This window comes from Allorhizobium sp. Av2 (assembly GCF_021462805.2).
GTDB lineage: Bacteria > Pseudomonadota > Alphaproteobacteria > Rhizobiales > Rhizobiaceae > Allorhizobium > Allorhizobium vitis_G.
In genome coordinates, this window is sequence record NZ_CP192696.1 from 3025001 (window position 1) to 3043964 (window position 18964).

General features: G+C 59.0%; 15 protein-coding genes (1 of these 15 only partly in view). 4 read left to right on the forward strand and 11 right to left on the reverse strand.

The window, feature by feature from the left end; all coding sequences use genetic code 11:
• On the forward strand, positions 1-172 hold the 3' portion of the coding sequence (locus FS819_RS14180) for a peptidoglycan DD-metalloendopeptidase family protein (protein ID WP_156547928.1). The gene continues 1775 nt to the left of window position 1, outside the view; 172 of the gene's 1947 nt are visible here — the last part of the coding sequence; its start codon lies off the left edge, out of view; it ends in the stop codon at positions 170-172.
• Between the two features lie 81 nt (positions 173-253).
• Here FS819_RS14180 and clpB read toward each other — a convergent pair whose 3' ends face one another.
• From clpB to FS819_RS14210, 6 genes are all read right to left on the reverse strand, one after another.
• A complete protein-coding gene (gene clpB / locus FS819_RS14185) occupies positions 254-2860 on the reverse strand; it encodes an ATP-dependent chaperone ClpB (RefSeq protein WP_070153131.1) in 2607 nt (868 codons plus the stop codon).
• Positions 2861-3189: 329 nt separating this feature from the next.
• Entirely contained in the window at positions 3190-4056 is an 867-nt protein-coding gene (locus FS819_RS14190; protein ID WP_156547929.1) for a DUF4167 domain-containing protein, read from the reverse strand.
• A 426-nt stretch (positions 4057-4482) separates the two neighbouring features.
• Positions 4483-5364 carry a peptide chain release factor N(5)-glutamine methyltransferase gene (gene prmC / locus FS819_RS14195; protein ID WP_156547930.1) on the reverse strand — a complete coding sequence of 294 codons (882 nt, stop codon included), beginning with the start codon at positions 5362-5364 and terminating at the stop codon, positions 4483-4485.
• Positions 5361-6440 carry a peptide chain release factor 1 gene (prfA, locus tag FS819_RS14200; protein WP_234624537.1) on the reverse strand — a complete coding sequence of 360 codons (1080 nt, stop codon included), beginning with the start codon at positions 6438-6440 and terminating at the stop codon, positions 5361-5363. The genes prmC and prfA overlap by 4 nt, the downstream gene beginning before the upstream one ends.
• A 27-nt stretch (positions 6441-6467) precedes the next feature.
• Positions 6468-8732: a phosphoenolpyruvate--protein phosphotransferase gene (gene ptsP / locus FS819_RS14205; protein WP_156547931.1), complete on the reverse strand. Its 2265-nt coding sequence runs from the start codon at positions 8730-8732 to the stop codon at positions 6468-6470.
• A gap of 85 nt (positions 8733-8817) precedes the next feature.
• Positions 8818-10092 (reverse strand): aspartate kinase, encoded by a 1275-nt coding sequence (locus tag FS819_RS14210; protein WP_070153119.1) that lies wholly within the window; start codon positions 10090-10092, stop codon positions 8818-8820.
• A 506-nt stretch (positions 10093-10598) separates the two neighbouring features.
• Here FS819_RS14210 and mprF point away from each other — a divergent pair.
• Both mprF and FS819_RS14220 read left to right on the forward strand, forming a co-directional pair.
• Entirely contained in the window at positions 10599-13211 is a 2613-nt protein-coding gene (mprF, locus tag FS819_RS14215) for a bifunctional lysylphosphatidylglycerol flippase/synthetase MprF (RefSeq protein ID WP_156547932.1), read from the forward strand.
• Complete coding sequence (locus FS819_RS14220) at positions 13208-14635, forward strand: virulence factor family protein (RefSeq protein WP_156547933.1); 1428 nt, start codon at positions 13208-13210, stop codon at positions 14633-14635. Before mprF ends, FS819_RS14220 begins: the two co-directional genes overlap by 4 nt.
• A 155-nt stretch (positions 14636-14790) precedes the next feature.
• Here the strand turns inward: FS819_RS14220 and FS819_RS14225 are convergent, their stop codons facing one another.
• Positions 14791-15666, reverse strand: coding sequence for an SH3 domain-containing protein (locus FS819_RS14225; RefSeq protein WP_156547934.1), 876 nt, complete (start codon positions 15664-15666; stop codon positions 14791-14793).
• A gap of 387 nt (positions 15667-16053) precedes the next feature.
• Here FS819_RS14225 and ubiG point away from each other — a divergent pair, with 387 nt between their 5' ends.
• Positions 16054-16812, forward strand: coding sequence for a bifunctional 2-polyprenyl-6-hydroxyphenol methylase/3-demethylubiquinol 3-O-methyltransferase UbiG (ubiG, locus tag FS819_RS14230; protein ID WP_041697121.1), 759 nt, complete (start codon positions 16054-16056; stop codon positions 16810-16812).
• 21 nt (positions 16813-16833) lie between these two features.
• On the opposite strand, the gene FS819_RS14235 is transcribed toward ubiG, so the two are convergent.
• From FS819_RS14235 to grxC, 4 genes are read right to left on the reverse strand one after another with little or no spacing between them, the layout of a single operon-like run.
• Positions 16834-17415, reverse strand: coding sequence for a DUF3291 domain-containing protein (locus tag FS819_RS14235; protein WP_156547935.1), 582 nt, complete (start codon positions 17413-17415; stop codon positions 16834-16836).
• Between the two features lie 2 nt (positions 17416-17417).
• Positions 17418-17846 carry a DUF1178 family protein gene (locus FS819_RS14240; RefSeq protein WP_156547936.1) on the reverse strand — a complete coding sequence of 143 codons (429 nt, stop codon included), beginning with the start codon at positions 17844-17846 and terminating at the stop codon, positions 17418-17420.
• Positions 17843-18700, reverse strand: coding sequence for a carbon-nitrogen hydrolase family protein (locus tag FS819_RS14245; protein ID WP_156547937.1), 858 nt, complete (start codon positions 18698-18700; stop codon positions 17843-17845). Before FS819_RS14245 ends, FS819_RS14240 begins: the two co-directional genes overlap by 4 nt.
• Before the next feature lie 9 nt (positions 18701-18709).
• Entirely contained in the window at positions 18710-18964 is a 255-nt protein-coding gene (gene grxC, locus FS819_RS14250; protein ID WP_087729331.1) for a glutaredoxin 3, read from the reverse strand.

Sequence of the window (18964 nt, forward strand, 5' to 3'; positions counted from 1 at the left end):
GCACTATGAAATCATCGTCAATGGCACCAAGGTCGATCCGATGAAGGTTCGTCTGCCGGACGGCAAGTCGCTGAACGGCGGCACATTGGCAAAATTCGAGCAAGAACGGCAGCGCATCGACGATCTCTTGAGCAGTGCCGAGAAAAATCGGCAGCTTGCTGCCAACAATTGATGCAACAATCGACATGACATGGAAATGGCGGCCCGAAAGCCGCCATCAATGAGGTTCGAATAAAGGGGACGCTGGATGGTCTTAGGCTGCGACCTGATCCATCGGCTTGACCGGCTCGATCAGCAGCCGGTCCGAACCGGCGGTGATTTTCACCTCGCTACCATCTAGCACTTCACCTGACAGGATCTGCTCGGCCAGCGGGTCTTGCAAGTATTTCTGGATCACCCGTTTCAACGGCCTTGCCCCATAAACCGGGTCGTAGCCCTTATTGGCCATCCAATCACGCGCATCTCCACCAAGATCGACAGTGATCTTGCGTTCAGCCAACAGAGCCAGGAGCCGCTGCATCTGGATCTCAACAATCGCACCCATTTCACTGCGCCGCAGGCGATGGAACAGGATGATCTCATCAACACGGTTGAGGAATTCGGGACGGAAAGAAGCCCGAACCACAGACATCACCTGGTCGCGAACACTATCGACATCCTCGTTTTCACCAAGGGCTGTCAGGTACTCGGCCCCGAGATTGGACGTCATGATGATGATCGTGTTCTTGAAATCCACCGTGCGGCCCTGACCATCGGTCAGACGACCGTCATCCAGAACCTGCAAGAGCACATTGAAGACATCGGGATGCGCCTTTTCGATCTCATCGAACAGCACGACCTGGTAAGGCTTGCGCCGCACCGATTCCGTCAGAGCGCCGCCTTCCTCATAGCCGACATAGCCCGGAGGCGCGCCGATCAGCCGGGATACGGAGTGTTTCTCCATATATTCCGACATGTCGAGGCGAACCATGGCCGTTTCATCGTCAAACAGGAACCGAGCCAGCGACTTGGTCAACTCTGTTTTGCCGACGCCAGTCGGACCGAGGAAGATGAAGGAACCAATCGGCCGGTTTGGGTCTTGAAGTCCGGCCCGCGACCGGCGCACGGCCCGCGATACGGCCTGCACCGCATCGCCCTGCCCGACCACCGATTTCGCCAGCTCGTCTTCCATGCGCAGCAGCTTTTCCCGTTCGCCCTGCAACATCCGGTCCACCGGGATGCCGGTCCAACGCGAGACGATATGAGCGATATTGTCGGGTGTCACCACTTCCTGCACCATGCTGGCCGCGCCAGAGGCATCCTTTGCCTCGGCATCGGTCAACTGCTTTTCGAGGCCTGGAATAACGCCATAGGCAAGTTCGCCGGCACGCTGGAATTCGCCCTTGCGCTGGGCGATGGCCAAGTCGTTGCGCGCCTCATCAAGCTGACGCTTGAGATCGGCCGCAAGACCCAGCTTCTGTTTTTCCGACTGCCAGCGGGCCGTCAGCGCATCGGCTTCTTCTTCCAGCGAGGCCAATTCGCTTTCCAGCCGCTTCAAGCGGTCGGCGGACGCGATGTCGGTTTCCTTTTTCAGGGCTTCCCGCTCGATCTTCAACTGAATGATACGGCGGTCCAATTCATCCAGCTCTTCCGGCTTGGAATCCACCTGCATGCGCAGACGCGAGGCAGCTTCGTCCATCAAGTCGATGGCTTTGTCCGGCAGGAAGCGGTCGGTGATGTAACGATTCGACAAGGTCGCAGCTGCGACGATGGCCGAATCGGCAATCCGAACCTTGTGATGCTGCTCATATTTTTCCTTGAGGCCGCGCAGGATGGAAATCGTATCCTCCACCGTCGGCTCATCCACCATCACAGGCTGGAAACGCCGTGCAAGCGCCGGGTCTTTTTCCACATGCTTGCGATATTCGTCCAGCGTCGTTGCCCCAACGCAATGCAATTCGCCACGCGCCAGTGCGGGTTTCAGCAAGTTGGACGCATCCATGGCGCCATCGCTCTTGCCCGCGCCGACCAGCGTGTGCATTTCGTCGATAAACAGGATGATCTCGCCGTTATCGGCCTGAACTTCGTTCAACACGGCCTTCAAGCGTTCCTCGAATTCACCGCGATATTTGGCCCCGGCAATCAGGGAGCCCATATCCAGCGCCATCAGTTTCTTGTCTTTAAGACTTTCGGGCACATCGCCGTTGACGATACGAATAGCCAGGCCTTCGGCAATCGCCGTCTTGCCAACGCCGGGTTCACCGATCAGGACCGGATTGTTCTTGGTGCGGCGCGACAGGACTTGCATCGTGCGGCGAATTTCATCATCGCGACCGATCACCGGATCGAGCCGGCCTTCTCGTGCCTCTGCCGTCAAGTCACGGGCATATTTCTTCAAAGCGTCGAAGCCCTGTTCGGCATTGGCGGTGTCGGCGGTGCGTCCCTTGCGGACATCATTGATCACCTGGTTCAACGCCGCAGCCGTAACCCCGCCCTTTTTCAGGCTGGCAGATGTGGATGCCGAGGTTTCGACCGCCAGGGCCAGCAGCAGCCGCTCAACGGTAACGAAACTGTCGCCCGCCTTCTTGGCCGCGTCTTCTGCGGTGGAAAACACCCGGGCCAGGGGCTGGGCAAGATAGACCTGACCATTGCCACCAGACACTTTCGGCAGCTTGGCAAGCGCCGCATCATTGGCAATCCTGACTTCCTTTGGATCGCCGCCCGCGCGGCTGATCAGCGAGGAGGCCATGCCCTGCTCATCATCCAGAAGCACTTTCAACACATGTTCAGGGGTAAATTGCTGGTGGCCTTCCGACAGCGCATGCGTCTGGGCAGACTGCAAAAAGCCGCGCACCCGTTCGGAATATTTTTCAACGTTCATTTTCGCTCTCCAGTCTCCAGGCCGCCCGTCAAGGCACGGCATGGTTTTTGAGGATCAGGCCCCCATTCGGCAGGCCCGGTGATTGAATCCAATCCTTTAAAGGGATTCCGTTCAATTCGTCAAAGCTGATATGGGGAGGCGATTTTGCCCTTTAAAGAGCGGCTTGCGACAAAAAAACAGCCGCTCTTGATGAAGCGCAAACGACCGAAAACAAACCACCCAAAAGTAAAAAGCCCCTGCTCCAGAAAAGGAGAAGGGGCTAATTTTGGTCATCGGTCATTTCCGAGTGTGTCTGGCCAGAGTCTGTCTGGTTCAATCACCGATGGATATTATTCCGAAACGATATCGGCAAGAGCCGGAGCATCGCCATTATTGGCCTTGTCGCGACCCTTGGCCGGTGGCTTGCCTTCGGCACTCGCCTCACCATTCGCTTCGGCCGCAATCTCTTCAGCTGTGCGGCGCGGACGGCGCGGACGGGCAGCGGGCGTGCGGCGGCGGGTCTGGGGCCGATCCGACTTTGCGCTGGCCTGCTGTGCGCTTTCCTCAGCGGCAAATTCAGCTTCGACCGGGGTCTTCTCAATCACCGGCTGCGGTCCGCTTCCGGCAATGTCCAGCTCAGGCTGCGGCTGGGCAATCGGCTGTGGTCGGCGGTCCTGATGAGTGCGCTCGCGGCGGTCCGGACGCTCCGTGCGTTCTGGCCGCTCGGCCCGTTCTGGACGGTCCTGACGTTCGGTGCGCTCCTGCTGGGCGCGCTCTGGCTGAACCCGTTCCTGCTGGATGCGGGGCTGCTGAACAGGCATTTCTGGCTGCTGCTGGTAGCCACGGTCCAGACCGTTATCGCCCTCGTCGCCATCCATGTCGGAACCGTCGCGGTCATTATAGTCGCGATCGTCGCGATGGACCCGCTCCTGCATCTGCGCCTGAGCGGCGGCAATGATGCGGTTATAATGTTCTGCATGCTGCAAATAGTTCTCGGCCATGACCCGGTCACCGGAACTATGCGAATCGCGCGCCAGCGCCATATATTTTTCAGCGATATGCTGCGCCGTGCCGCGGATCTTCACGTCAGGGCCCGAACTGTCATAGGTGCGGGTCAGCGGGTTGGAGCCCTTGCGGTTGAAATTGTTTCCGTTGTTATTATTGCTGCCGCCACTGCTACGCCCCCGACTGCGCTTGTTTTGCTGTCCTGGCCTCATCGATTACTCACCTGATTTCTGTCTTGCTGATATGAGGGCGACGCGGCCCGTTCGCTCAATCGAACCGGGGCTCCACGCGCTGCGGGGCATACTGCGCCAATGCAACATACGGCCGCTGGTGACTATCACAGCTCCTTGCATTCTATAAAATGCGTGAGGGTCGACTGTAACACGTTAACATTCTGCATAATTTTCGCCCTTAACCCGACCTCGGCTTAAGGAATCAAGCAGTAAATTATTTGATCCACGCACCAGGATCATTCGCGCCGCTACCGTCTCCTTAAGGAGGCATGTTTGCGGTCGACCCAGAGCCAAACGAATCTTTGTTCATTCCCCGCTGCCCGGTGCGTGTTTGCAACCTATCCCGCTTCCTTTCGAAAACCAAGCCCTTTCTTTGCATTGCAGAAAGTTCCTTGGTGAATACCACTATAGTTGCGGTCCGGTCTGAGCAAACAGCAGAATCCGATCATTATCGCCGTGATCCTTTGCGCTTTCCACAAGAACGAAGCTATTGTTTGCGAAAAGTTGCGTCACCGCCATCGCCTGATCATAACCGATTTCTACCCCAACCAGACCGCCCGGTTTCAGAAAATCGGCTGCACCAGCGGCAATTGCACGGTAAGCATCCAGCCCATCGTCGCCACCGTCAAGTGCTACGGCAGGATCGTAAAGCCGAACGTCAGGGGCCAGATCTTCAATCACCCTGCTGACGATATAGGGCGGATTCGACAGAATGATGTCAAAACGGCCTGACAAAGCCTCGTACCAATGGCTTTGCAGCGTCTCGAACCGGTCTGCAAGGTTATTGGCTGCGGCGTTCTGCCGCGCCATGGCCAGCGCTTCGGCGGAAATATCGGTCGCCAATGCCGTAGCTGCCGGACATTCCTGCAAAAGCGCCAATGCAATCGCACCGGTGCCCGTCCCCATATCCAACAGGCGGACGCTACCATTCTTCGCCACCATGGCATGAAGATGCGGCAAAACACGCTCGATCAGGATTTCCGTATCGGGTCGCGGTTCCAATGTTGCTGGCGACAGGGCCAGTTCCAGACCGTAAAAGGCCCGGCGTCCCAAAATCCGGTGGACAGGCTCAAACATCAGCCGCCGCGCGATTGCGGCCTCGATCAGGCTCGTCTCATCGGCGCTTAATACCCGGCTGTCCTGCACGATAAGATCGGTCGCCGTCAGTCCAAGAAGACCGGCAATCAAGGTCCGCGCATCACCTGGCGCATCGGCGATAGCCGCTTGCGCAAACCGGAGACGGGCGGCAGTGATCGCCTGCTTTAGCGTCACCGGTGCGCCTGTCATGCCTGTTCGCCGAGTTGTGCCAATTGCCCAGCTTGATAATCGGCGATCAGGGCATCGACCACTTCATCGATTTCGCCAATCATCATCCGGTCGAGCTTGTAGAGGGTCAGGTTGATCCGATGATCGGTAACCCGGCCCTGGGGGAAATTATAGGTGCGGATCCGCTCGGACCGGTCACCAGAGCCAACCTGGCTCTTGCGATCCGCCGACCGTTCGCTGTCGGCCCGCTGGCGTTCCATGTCGAACAGACGCGAGCGTAGCACCTGCATGGCCTTCGCCCGGTTCTGGTGCTGGGATTTTTCCGAGCTGGTCACCACCAGACCAGTCGGCAGATGGGTGATGCGCACCGCAGAGTCCGTGGTGTTGACGTGCTGGCCGCCTGCCCCGGAGGAGCGCATCGTGTCGATGCGAATGTCTTCAGCCCGAACCTCGATATCAATCTCTTCGGCCTCGGGCAAAACCGCCACGGTGGCAGCTGATGTATGGATACGCCCTTGCGTTTCCGTATCGGGAACGCGCTGCACCCGGTGAACACCGGATTCGAATTTCAACTTGGAAAACACCCCGCGGCCGGTCACAGTGGCGATGATTTCCTTAAAGCCGCCGGCATCGCCTTCGCTGGAAGACAGGACCTCGACTTTCCAGCCCTTGCCCGCCGCAAAGCGCTCATACATCCGAAACAGGTCACCAGCAAACAGCGCCGCTTCGGACCCGCCCGTTCCGGCGCGGATTTCCAGGATCGCACTTTTCTCGTCAGCGGCATCCTTGGGCAGAAGCTGGATCTGGATTTCCTTTTCCAGTCCTTCCAGCCGTGCCTCGACATCCGGCAGTTCCATTTCCGCCAGATCGCGCATCTCGCGGTCGGTGGACTTGTCGGCCAGCAGCGCCTTCAGATCGGCAACTTCCTTTTCCGCCAGCCCCAGTTCCCGGATGGCTTTGACCACCGGCTGCAACTCCGAATATTCCGAGGCAAGCTTGACATAGACATCGGCAGCAGGCCCGGCGGACATGCGCGCCTCGATTTCGCCAAACCGGCGCTCAAGCTCGCGCATTTTATCGACAGGAAGCTTCGCCACCCTTTACCTCTTGTTTTTCTTCAGAAATCAGACCGGAACGCCGTTTTGTTCGGCAAACCGTGTCAGGAAAGCCCGGATCGGCTCGCTTGGCCTGTTGTCGTCCAGCAGCGCGTTCAACTCAGCGGAAAGCCTGCCGATATCCAATTGCAACAGCATGGCCTTGATCGGGCCGATGGCCGTCGGCGACATCGACACCGAGCGGAAGCCGATAGCAAACAGCGCCATGGATGACAACGGCTTTCCCGCCATCTCGCCGCACAGCGTCACCGGCGTATCATGCCGGTCAGCGGCGCGGACAATATCGCGCAGAATGCGCAGGAAAGGCCTGCCCAGATTATCAAACCGGTCGGACACCCGGGCATTGCCCCGGTCCACCGCCATAGAAAACTGGAACAGGTCATTGGAGCCAACCGAGACGAAATCCACTTCCTGCATCAACTCATCGAGTTGCCACATCAGGGCTGGGACCTCCAGCATCACACCAAATTGCAGCCGCTTTGGCAGGCCGTGGCCGAATTTGGAAATATGATGCACTTCCTTTTGCAGCAATTCGCGGGCGGCGCGGATTTCCGACACTTCCGTGACCATCGGCAGCATCATCTTCAATTCGCCGCCGGTCGCGGCCTTCAACAATGCCCGCATCTGGGTACGCAACAGGCCGGGCCGGTCCAGCGACAACCGGATGGCGCGCCAGCCGAGAGCTGGGTTTTCTTCTTCATGGCTGCGGAAATAGGGCAGAACCTTGTCGCCGCCGATATCCAGCGTGCGGAAGGTGACCGGTCGGCCCTTCGCCTGTTTCAGCACATTGCGATAAAGCGCTTCCTGCTCATCGGCCTTGGGCATGGTCGAGGCGATCATGAATTGCAGCTCGGTGCGGAACAGGCCGATGCCCTCGGCCCCCGATTCCGCCAATTGCGGCAAATCAACCATCAATCCGGCATTCATCTGCAATTTGATTCGCTGGCCGTCCTTGCTGAGCGGCTCAACATCGCGCAGCGCCTTAAACTGTTCCTGACGGCGGGCGCGCAGCTTGACCTTTTCCTCATAGGCGGCCTGAAGATCGACCATCGGGCGCACATGCACCTTGCCGTCATCGCCGTCGATGATGACCGCATCACCGTTTTCAGCCAGCGCCACGGCACCGGCTGCCTGCCCGACCACGGCAATGCCCATGGCGCGGGCAACAATCACCACATGGCTGGTGACGGCACCGTCTTCAAGCACCAGACCGCGAATATTCTGGCGTGGATAATCGAGCAGTTCCGCCGCACCCATGGCACGAGCGAAAATCACTGCATCAGCCGGGAAGCTTTCCGCACTACTGCCGGAAAATCCGGTCAGCTGGCGCAGCAACCGGTTGGCAAGATCGTCGAAATCATGCATGCGCTCGCGCATATAGGGATCGGTCAGGCGCATCATCCGCGCCTTGGTATCGCTCTGAACCTTTTCGACGGCGGCTTCCGCCGTCAGGCCGTTGCGGATCGCCTCTTCCATGCGCCGCACCCAGCCCTGGTCATGGGCAAACATCCTGTAGGTTTCCAGAACCTCGCGATGCTCGCCTTCCATCGCCACTTCGCGGCGCGACAGCATGTCATCGATGGAAATGCGCAGCGAGCCGAGCGATTCGGCCATCCGCTTCAGCTCGGTCTCGGTATCCTCGTTCAACAGATTGGTGACGACGATGCGCGGCTCGTGCAGCACGACATGGCCAAGGCCGATGCCCTCGCTATAGCTGTCGCCATCGATGGTCACGGCCCGCGTCAGGTCCAGTTCAAGGCCAGGCCGGGTAATCTTCTTCAAATCGCCAGTGGCAATCATTTCGGCCAGCACCATGGCCGTGGTTTCAAGCGCTTCAAGCTCGTCTTCCCGATAATTCCGTTGCGCCTTGTTCTGGACGACAAGAACGCCAAGACTGCGGCCAGCCCGCAAAATCGGCACGCCGAGGAAGGAATGATAAATTTCCTCACCGGTTTCAGGGAGATAGCGGAAAGCGGGATGCGCCTGCGCATCGGAAAGATTGAGCGGTTGGGCGGATGCCGCGATGGTACCGACCAGACCTTGCCCCATTTTCAGCTGGGCCAGATGCACCGCGTCGGGATTGAGACCTTCGGTCGCATAAAGCTCCAGAACACCATCGGAGCGCAGCACATAAACGGAGCAAACTTCGGCAACCATATTGCTCGCGATCTGACGAGTGATACGGTCAAGACGCTCCTGAGGCTCAAGGGGCTCCGCCATCAATTCGCGAAGCCGCTTGAGGAGGACGCGCGGACCTGCGGAAAGGTCTCTCATCGCGTGCATGCTCCCGATAATGACAATCCAGGCGCGAAATGCGCCCGGAGGTAGTGATCAAGGGTGGCAAATTCCCACCCGTTGATCAAGCCTTATCGAGACCGTAGCAGGAATGCAAAGTGCGAACAGCCAATTCGGCGTAAGGACCGTCGATCAGGATGGAAATCTTGATCTCGGAGGTGGTGATCGCCTTGATATTGATGCCTTTATCGGCAAGTGCACGGAAAGCGGTCGCCGCAACCCCTGCGTGGCTGCGCATGCCGATGCCGATCACCGAGACCTTGACCAGGCCCTTTTCGCTCTGCACCACGTCGAAGCCGATTTTTTCCTGGTTGTCGGAGAGCACCTGCAGCGCTTTGTCCACATCACCAGACGGGACGGTAAATGTCATATCGGTCTTGGAACCGTCCTCGGAAATATTCTGGACGATCATATCGACATTGATATGCGATTCGGACAAAGGCCCGAAAATCGCCGCCGAGACACCGGGGCGGTCGGCCAGCCGACGCAGGGATATCTGGGCTTCGTCCTTGGCATAGGCAATGCCGGTCACAACTTCTTGTTCCACGATCTCTTCCTCATCGCAAATCAACGTTCCGGGCGGGTTCAGCACGTCACCCATGCCCGGAGCATCGGGATCTTCAAAGCTGGAGCGCACAAACGTGCGCACCTTGTGTACCATGGCCAGTTCGACGGAGCGCACCTGCAATACCTTGGCGCCAAGCGAAGCCATTTCCAGCATTTCCTCAAACGCCACTTTTTTCAGGCGGCGTGCCTTGGGCTCAATGCGCGGATCGGTGGTATAGACACCATCCACATCGGTATAGATGTCACAACGGTCAGCCTTGACAGCTGCCGCGATTGCCACCGCCGAGGTATCGGACCCGCCGCGGCCTAGCGTGGCAATGCGATTGTCCGGGCCGATGCCCTGGAAACCGGCGACTACGGCGACCTGGCCTTCGCCCATGCGGCGGATGATATCGGAACCGTCGATGTCCTGGATGCGAGCCGCGCCATGGGCATTGTCGGTCTTGATGGCGATCTGCCAGCCCTGCCAGGAGCGGGCATTGATACCGAGCGATTGCAGGGCGATGGCCAGCAGACCGGATGTCACCTGTTCACCAGAGGCCACGATAGCGTCATATTCGCGCGCATCATAGAAAGGCGAAGCAGCACCGGCGACCTTGGGCATGGTCTGGACCCAGTCCACCAATTCGTTGGTTTTGCCGGACATGGCCGAAACCACCACGGCAACTTCGTGGCCGGCATCCACTTCACGTTTCACATGCCGCGCCACGTTGTGAATGCGTTCAAGATTGGCGACGGATGTACCGCCGAATTTCATCACAATGCGCGCCATGGCCCGACCGTCTCGACCTCAAACCTGTGCCGGACATGTCCGGCTGAAACCAATCTCTGCATTTCACAATGCGGCTGGCGGGCTTTTAGACAATTCGGGGCCAAGGTGCAACGGCAAGTTCACTGCATTGAGGCGGCATCGGTGCCGCTTTCTATGCAAACGTTTTTGTCATGAATTTGGGATACCCCATTCAGCGATAATTCAGTAGAGAACGGCAACATGTCCAATACCGTTAATACCAAGGCTCGAAGATGCTAACGCATCCTCGCCTTAAGCGAGTTTCGAATATCTCAAATGCGTCAAAGGCTTGAGATATTCGAAAAAGGAATACCAACTGCCATTTTTAATGGCAGTTGGTATAAGATTTACCGCATATTTCCTTAAACCTGTCAGGGTTTCAGGGGAAATTCATGCGGCGGATGCCAACTGGGCATAGGCGCTACATATAAAGTGCTGCCGCGAACCGGTCACGGCAGTCAAAAGCAGTCAATGAAAGGGACGATCGCATGGCAGCCGAAATACAATCCGAGAACCAGGAAAGCGCGGAGTCGCCGACCAGGTCCGGATGGCGGGCGGCCCTTGCCGATTATGGCAGGGCGATTGCCGCCGTGTTCACGCTGGTCATTTTCGCCGCCGTGGCGCTGGCGATCTACCGGCTGACGGAAGAAGTCAGCTATGACGACGTCGTCTCGGCCATGGCCACCACAGGGTATGACCAGATCCTGCTGGCAGTGGTGTTTACCGCGCTCAGCTTCCTGTCACTGTGTCTCTACGACTGGAACGCCATGGAATTCATCGGCCGCAAACGCCCGATGGCGGAAGTGGCGCTGACCGCCTTCAGTGCCTATGCGGTTGGCAATGCGGCGGGCTTCGGCATGCTGTCGGGTGGCGCGATCCGCTACCGGGCCTATTCGCGGGCAGGCCTTGCCCCGGATGAAATCGGTCGTGTCATCGCCTTCGTCACCCTGTCCTTCAGCCTGGGGCTTGCCGCTGTCACCGCGCTATCGCTTATTCCGATGTCGTCGGAAATCGCGCCGCTGCTGAATATCAACCCGCTCTGGCTGCGCGGATTGGCGATTGCCATCGTCCTTGGCTTTGCCGTGCTGATCGTCATCGGCCAGCGCCGCAGCCTGACCTTTGCCGGCGTGACCCTGCGGATGGCCGATACCCCGACCCTGTCGCGGCAGTTTCTGGTCACCGTGGCTGATCTGGCCTTTTCCGCCTCGGTCGTCTATGCGCTCTTGCCCGAACAGGCCGCCATTTCCTGGCCGGCCTTCTTTGCAATCTATTCCATTGCCATCGGGATCGGCGTGCTCAGCCACGTGCCTGCCGGTATCGGCGTGTTTGAAACCGTCATCATCGCTGCCCTTGGCCCGACCACCAATATCGACGCGGTGCTTGCCTCGCTGGTGGTCTACCGCCTGATCTATTATGTTTTGCCGCTGATTCTGGCCATCGTATTGGTGACGATCACCGAGCTGCGCCATTATTCCAAAACCCCGGCGCTGGCTGGGGTCGGGCGCACGGCGGCCCGAATATCACCTGCACTTCTCGGCGCGCTAACCTTTATTCTCGGCGTCATGCTGATTTTCTCCAGCGTCACGCCGACGCCGGAAAGCAATCTGGAATTCCTGCAAAACATCGTGCCGCTGCCCGTGGTGGAAGGCGCACATTTCTTCACCAGCCTGCTCGGGCTGTTTCTGGTCATCGCGGCGCGCGGCCTTGCCCAGCGGCTGGACGGCGCGTGGTGGGCGGCGATGGTCGGAGCATCGACCGCCCTGGTCCTGTCGCTGCTGAAAGCCTTTGCGGTGCTGGAAGCCTCGGCGCTGGCCATCCTGCTGATCGGCCTGTTCGCCAGCAAGCGGCTGTTCATTCGCCCCGCCTCTCTGTTTCGCCAGGTGCTGACCTCGTCCTGGCTGACCGCCATCGCCCTGATCTGCATTTTTGCCTGCTTCATGCTGTTCTTCGTCTATCGCGATGTCGATTACACCCGTTCGCTCTGGTGGGAATTCGAGTTTTCGGAAGAAGCGCCGCGTTCGCTGCGCGCCATGCTGGGCCTGACGATCTTCTCGTCAGCGCTGGCGGTCTTCAGCCTACTACGCCCCGCAGCGCCCGCGGTGACGCCGTCAAGCCCGGAAGATATCGAGAAGGCCGTCACCATTCTCAGCAAGTCGGATGTGGCCGATAGCAATCTGGTGCGCACCGGCGACAAGGCCGTGATGTTTTCACCGGATGGCCTGGCATTCCTGATGTATGGCAAGCAGGGCCGCTCGTGGATCGCCTTTCTCGATCCGGTCGGGCCGAAAAAGTCCCGCGACGAACTGGTTTGGCAATTCGTCGAATCGGCTCGTCTGGCCGGCTGCCGGGCCGTCTTCTACCAGGCTTCGCCCGTGCTGCTGCCGGCGATTGCCGATGCCGGCATGCAGGCCTTCAAACTGGGAGAACTGGCGGTCGTCGATCTCTCTCGCTTCGACCTGAAGGGCGGGAAATGGGCCAATCTGCGCCAGAGCGCCGCCAAGGCCGAGCGCGACGGGCTGAGTTATGAAATCATCGCCCTCGCCGACGTGCCTGGAATTCTCGAGGATCTGCGCGCTGTGTCGGATGGCTGGCTTGCCCAGCACCGCGCCAAGGAAAAGGGCTTTTCCCTCGGCGCCTTCACCGATGACTATATCCTGAGCCAGCCGGTGATTGTGCTGCGTTTCGAAGGCCGGATCGTCGCTTTTGCCAATATTCTGGTGACGGAAACCAAGGCCGAGTCATCCATCGACCTGATGCGCTTTTCGCCAGAGGCACCGAAGGGATCGATGGACTATCTGTTCGTCAGCCTGCTGACCCATCTGCGCAGCGAAGGTTACGGACATTTCAACCTTGGCATGGCGCCCCTATCAGGCCTGTCGAGACGCGATGTGGCCCCGGTCTGGGATCGCATTGCCAACACATTCTATGAGCATGGTGAGCGCTTCTATAATTTCAAGGGGCTTCGGGCTTTCAAGACAAAGTTTCATCCCGAATGGCAACCCCGCTATCTCGCCGTGTCAGGCGGCCTCAGTCCGGTCATCGCGCTCCTGGACGCAACTCTCCTGATCGGTGGCGGTCTGAAAGGCGTGGTAAAGAAATGAAATCGTCAACTTCTCGTCTCACCAAGGGCGGTCTGGCCCGTAATTGTCTGGCCGCCGCCGTTCTGGCATGGGCATCGTCCACGGCTGTTTTCGTGCAACCAGCCCTGGCCGAGGACTCAAAATACGAAACAGGCACGATACCTGATCCGGTCATCGCCATGCCGGACGACAAACCGAAATCCATCGTTTTCCTACTGTCCGACAAGGACGGCTGGAGCGACAAGATGAAGACTGAGGCTGAAAGATTGCGCAGTAACGGCTCGATTGTCGTCGGCATCGATACGCCGCGCTATCTGCAATCCCTGCAGGCCGATCTAAAGTCATCCGATGAGGACGATTGCATCTATACCGTTTCCGACATCGAGGATCTGTCCCATCAGATCCAGCGGCGTGTCGGCGGTGCGGATTACCTGCCGCCGCTGGTGGCGGGCATCGGCGAAGGCGGCACGCTGGCGCTGGCGATCCTGGCCCAGACACCTAATGCAACCATCGGCGAAACGCTGGCTGTCGATCCCGGCGAGGTCATTCCCCTGCCCGAGCAGTTCTGCACGCCGGCGGTGAAGACCGAAAAGAATGGCGGCATCGTCTATGGATTGACTGACGGCGCGCTTCCCGATCCGGCAAGCGTCCGGTTTTCGCCCTCTGCCGATCCTGCCGGGCGTGCCCATGTGGCCGATCTCCTGAAGGATCATTCCGATATCGACGTGGCCGACAGCCAGAAGCCCGCTGCCCAGACCCTGTCGGATGGCATTGACGTGATGATCGCGGCCACCGCCAAGGAGGCCTCGCCTCTCGGCTTGCCGCTGACGTTGATGGAGGTCGACAAACCCGCCTTCGATACGATGGCGATCATCTATTCCGGCGACGGTGGCTGGCGCGATATTGACAGCGAAATGGCCTCTTATTTCCAGAGTGAAGGCCTGCCCGTCGTCGGCGTTGATTCCCTGCGTTATTTCTGGTCGGAGCGCAAACCGCAGGAAACGGCGGACGATCTCGCCCGCATCATCACCGCCTTTACCAAACGCTGGAAAGTCAAGCATGTGATGCTGGTCGGCTTCTCCTTCGGCGCGGACATTAGCCCGCCGGTCTATAATCTCCTGCCAGACAATATCCGCCAGAAAATCAACCAGGTATCGCTCCTGTCAATGTCGCAGGCATCCGATTTCGAGATTTCCGTAACCGGCTGGCTGGGTGCGAAAAGCAGCGGCGCTGGCGGTGACCCCACCAAAGAAGTCGCCAAAATGCCGGCAGGCCTGGTGCAATGCCTGTATGGCGCCGATGACGAGGAAGATGACGGTTGCCACAAGCTCGACCCCAAGAAGGTCGATGTCGTCAAGCTTGAAGGCGGTCACCATTTCGATGGCGACTATGAAGCCCTGGCCAAATTGCTTCTGGATCGGCTGAAAACCCGCAAGCTGGATTGATAAAGCAGGCCCGGCGCTCACATCCTGCTCTACCTTTGCGCACCATATGACCTTTGCACACCATATAGAGTGCGCGACAAGCTTTAAATTAACCGCATGAAAAAGGGCCGCATAAAGCGGCCCTTTTCGATGTCTGTATCCCGTGTCCGTGCCAATTACCGTGGCGGGCAATTCGGCGTGTTGGGCGCGCAGGCTGCACCCGGTGGCGGCGGCGGCGGAGGCGGGGCAGCCTGACCCGGCGGTGGCGGAGGAGGCGGACGGTTTCCATCCGGAGCGTTGCGGTCTGGCCGATCAGGACGCTGGCCTTGTGGCGGCTGCATCTGGTCACGACGCTGATCGCCTGGACGCATATCACCGGGGCGCATGTTATCCGGCCCTCTGTTATCGGGACGCCTGTCGTCCGGGCGTCTGTCATCTGGTCGCCTGTCATCTGGCCGACGATCATCCGGGCGAGGCCTCTGCCGGTCATCGCGCATCATCCGGTCACGGTCGCCGTCCATTCGCGGATCTTGCATCCTCGGATCAGGTCCACGACGGCGATCCATGTCAGGTGCGCCGGGAGGCGGGGGGCCATCACCACCCATGAAGCGGGGCGGTGGACCATCGCGACGCCAGACCGGCGGCGGTGGCGGCGCCCGGCGCCAGCGATCCCGCTCGCGATAGAAATCGCGGCCGCGATAATAGCGGTCCCAATAATTATCGACCTGGAAGGTGACGGTCGGAATGCCGAGCGGCTGGTAATAATCCGGATCCACATAGACCCGGCGGTTGGAATACTGGGTCTGCAAATAGCTGCCGGAAATCCAGCCGCGATAGCCCGCATAACCGACATCGCACCAATTGGCCGAAGACAGGCAGCCAAAGATCCGCACGGAATTACCGGCTGGAACGACCAGAACAGGGGGATATTGTGTGCTGGGCCCGGCCCGCAGGTTAACATTCGCCGTCGCAAATGCCTGGGCCGCCTCAGCGGCAGCCGGCAAAGCAACTGCCATCAGCCCTGCAAAGGCCGACAGGTAAAGTGGTTTCATCGATCTGATCTCCTTGGCCGTCCCTGACCTTGGCTTGTCCCGCCAATTGGAATTGGGTTCATGCGGCATGATAACGCCATCAGGAGCAATTTGTTCCCCCCGCGCCCCACCCGCATTTGACCCGCTTATGTCAAGCAATGTCCTCCGGCTTTTTTGAGGCAGCGTATTTTAGGAGCGGGCAATGTCATGGAGATGACCCCATTTTTATAGAGATGACAAAGTGTCGCTCACTGTTGACTTTAAGCCTGAATCGTCCGACCTCACGCAAGAGACGGCGAAGCGGCTGCGCCTCAAGGATGGCGCGGCAGCGTAAAACGCGGTAGTGAGCCTTGAGATATCCGCCCGGATCAACAAAGCTATGGAATGCAGCCCAGTCAGGAGAACCCGATGAGCGAGACCGCCAAGAGCACCATCGATCAGGCCGAGGTCGACCGCTTTTCTGCCATGGCTGCCGAATGGTGGGACCCGACCGGCAAATTCAAGCCGCTGCACAAGATCAATCCGGTGCGTCTTGCCTATATCCGCGACAAGGCCTGCGAGAACTATCAGCGCGATCCACGCTCCAATCAGCCGCTATCGGGCCTGCGGGTTCTCGATATCGGCTGTGGCGGCGGCTTGCTATCGGAACCCATTGCCCGCATGGGTGCCGACGTGCTGGGCGCCGATGCGTCAGCCAAGAATATCGGCATTGCCCAGACCCATGCCGCCCAGACCGGCGTAAGCGTGGATTACCGGGCCGTCACCGCCGAGGCCCTCGCCGCTGCTGGCGAAAGCTTCGATATCGTCCTGAACATGGAAGTCGTCGAGCATGTGGCCGATGTCGAGTATTTCATCTCCACCTGCGCCTCCATGGTGCGACCCGGCGGAATCATGCTGATTTCCACCATCAATCGCACCCTGAAGGCTGCCGCTCTCGCCATCGGCGCCTGCGAATACGTTCTGCGCTGGCTGCCGCGGGGCACCCATCAATATGAAAAACTGGTACGCCCAGAAGAATTGGAAAAACCAATCCTCGGCGCAGGCATGAACGTGTCTGAGACTGTCGGCGTATTCTTCAACCCGTTCCAGAATCAGTGGAATCTGTCTACCGACACCGATGTCAATTACATGATGCTGACCCGCAGGCCGACGTCCACCCCAGAGTGAACCATCTCAGACCGGCCCATCTCATACCGGCATTGAGACGAGACGTTCCAGCAAGTCTTGCTGACGAGAGCAATTGTCGCTGGCAAGCTGCTTTATCCGCGCTCGATCAAGGTGATAGGGCGTACCATCCTCAGCGAAAGCCTGCTTGAACGTGAAACCGAAGGGCGTCGGGCCGTGATCGGCGAGATGCTCGAGCCTTTCCACCCCCTCCGACCATTGCGGCCTGCTGCCTGCAGGCACCCACCACAGCACCAAAGATGGCCAGGTCTGCTTCACATTCCAGTGGCGAGCGTGTTTCAGGGCGTCGGCATGGACCCCATTATAGGTGAAGGCCATCAGCGTCTCCGGGTCTTGCCAGAGCGAAAGAGACGATGGACCGGAGGTAAAGCCGCTACCGTCCATAAAACGCGGAAACACCTGCACGCCCCAGCTTTCCGGCCCCGGTTCGCCCTCATAACCCGAACGACCGATAAAACCCGTGGAGCGCGTAGCGGCTTCAAAATTGAGGGGCTCGCGGTCAACAAAGCCCTGAATGATCGGATCTCCAGATGGCGCGACATGCAGGCCGAAATTATAGAGCGCGAGATGATGGGTGGATGACATGCTCAATTCACATCGTCAGGCAGAACCGGCAGAGGCGCAATTTCGATCCCTTCCTCGATCAGGGCGCGCGCCTCGTCGGGGCTGGCATTGCCAATAATCCCCCGGGCATCAGCCTCACCGTAATGGATCTTGCGGGCCTCTTCGGGAAACCGCTCACCGACATCTTCGCTATTGGCCCTGACGGTCGCAACCACCTCCTTCAACTTCAGGAAGGCTTCACGCTGGGCAGCGTCATAGGCGACCTTCTGGCGTTCTTCTTTGCCCCGCGCCGTCGACACCATCGGCGCCATCAGGCTTTTGGAAATGGAGGCGGAAGCACAGACCGGGCAAGTCAAAAAGCCGCTGGCTTTCTGGCGGTCGAAATCATCGCTTTGCGCAAACCAGCCCTCAAATTCATGGGCCTGATCGCAGATGAGGGAATAGCGGATCAAACCGTCTGCCCTCCCTTGGCGAGCGTTGGAACCATGTCGAGATTGAAATCACGGCCATTTTTGAGGTTGGGGATCTTCATCCGCGCCGCTTTGACGGCATCAAGATCGATCTCGGCCATCACCACGGCCTCGCCCGCAGCCGGGCCTTCCGCCAGGATTTTTCCCCAGGGATCGATGATCAGCGAATGGCCATAGGTTTCGCGTCCGTCCTCATGGGTGCCGCCCTGGGCGGCGGCAATGACGAACGCACCATTCTCGATGGCCCGCGCCCTGAGCAGGATATGCCAATGCGCCTCGCCGGTCTGCCGGGTGAAAGCCGCCGGCACCGTCAGAATGTCGGCACCCGCCATGGCTTCGGTGCGAAACAGCGAGGGAAACCGCACATCGTAGCAAATCGCAAAGCCGAGTTTGGCGAAGGGCAAATCAGCCACGCAAGCGTTCTTGCCGGGCGCATAAGCGGCACTTTCCCGCCAGCTTTCACCATTGTCCAGATCCACGTCAAACATATGGATCTTGTCATAGGTGCAGATCCGCCGACCATTCGGCCCGAACAACAGACCGCGATTGGCAATCATCCCATCGGCACGGGCAATCGCCGTCGAGCCGACATGGACATGGATCTTCAGTTCCGCAGCCAGCTCAGCCGCCGTCACGGCAATCAAGTCATTTTCGTCATCGCGCAACATGGCCCGCAAAGCGTCCCTGTTACGCTGCAAGGCCCCGGTCATTTCCGGGGTCTGGACATAGATCGCCCCTGCTGCTGCTGCCTGGCGCACCAAACGCGCCATGGTAGCGGCATTCTTCTCAAGATCGGTGCCTGAGCACATTTGCAGGGCTGCAACCGCAATGGTCATGATCTATCCTCAGGCCGCCAGCATCGGATCAAGCTTTCCGGCCCGTTCCAGCGCATGCAGATCATCGCAACCGCCGACATGGGTGGCGTCGATGAAGATTTGCGGAAAGGTGTTACGACCGGATTTGTCGACCATTTCCTGGCGCAGTGCCGCATTGCCTGTGGCATCGACCTCGGTGAAAGCAACACCCTTGGTGGTCAGAAGCGCCTTGGCGCGAGCGCAATATTCACAGTATTTCCGCGTGTAGATGATCACGGACGCCAT